The organism is Veronia pacifica (genome assembly GCF_001707825.1).
Taxonomy (GTDB): Bacteria; Pseudomonadota; Gammaproteobacteria; order Enterobacterales; family Vibrionaceae; genus Veronia; species Veronia pacifica.
Genome location: NZ_LYBM01000106.1, coordinates 1 through 967 on the forward strand (window position 1 = coordinate 1; position 967 = coordinate 967).

General features: G+C 43.7%; 1 pseudogene. It reads left to right on the forward strand.

Annotated elements, in window-relative coordinates:
* Positions 1–518 precede the first annotated feature (518 nt).
* Positions 519–967 (forward strand): annotated as a pseudogene (locus tag A8L45_RS23305) (hypothetical protein); the annotation flags it as partial.

Here is a 967-nt window from a genome sequence, read left to right on the forward strand (position 1 = left end):
AAGAGCGGCGGTAATTTGTGGTAATGATACGGTTCATTCGCGAGTATTAGAGGGGCCGAAGAAAGAAAAACTCAATACCCACGTGATACCTAGGCCACAGTAAAAAACCAAAAAAATAGCCTGTACCGCAGGCTATTTTCACTCAGAGTGTGGCTGAGCATCAGATTGCAGGATCGCTCGGGTAGGGCCGGTAAAACAAACAATAAAAAGCTAACCATGCGGTTCGCTTTTTTTAGCTGATATTCCTCTATTGTCTTCAGATAATCCGTGTCTGCCTGACTTTCAGCACAATCTAATGTAATTAAAATGAGAATTTAATTTAAAAATATATTGTATATCGCATTTTGTTTAAATTATTTGTGATTTGTAATTGAAATCAAGTTGCACACTAATGCAACTGGTTTCAATAAAACCCGGGCGATTCACGATTACCACCTTTAGGAGCTGCCAAATTTTCATGAGTAGAGTATCCGTAGAGAAAAGCTCGATAACGAGATAATTAGATAAGCAGAGGTGGAATGGTGAAATTTAGGAAATATTCGAGGCTTTCAGTTGCCCTTTTAGCGCTCAGTTTGAGTGCATGTTATCGCGTTACGGTTATTGATGGATACCTCGAAGGGGCGAAGGTATGGGTGGATGTTGATGCTGACTATGAACTGGACGACGGTGAGCCCTTTGCCGTTACCGGAGCAAACGGTGACGCAAGTATCGATATCTCCGGTATCGACGACGTAAAGAAATACCCCTTAGTCGCCTTAGCATTCAAAGGCAAGACCATCGACCAAGATACAAAATCGCCAGTATTGTATGATTTCATGCTCTCGTCGCCTCCGAGCTACCAGATTGTTACCCCTCTGACAACATTGCTTGATTTCGAGCTCAGGCAAACAGGAACCAAAGCGCCCCCCTATCAGGCCGAGATAGACGCTACAGCAGCGCGTCTGGGTCTACCTGCTGAAGTCATCAC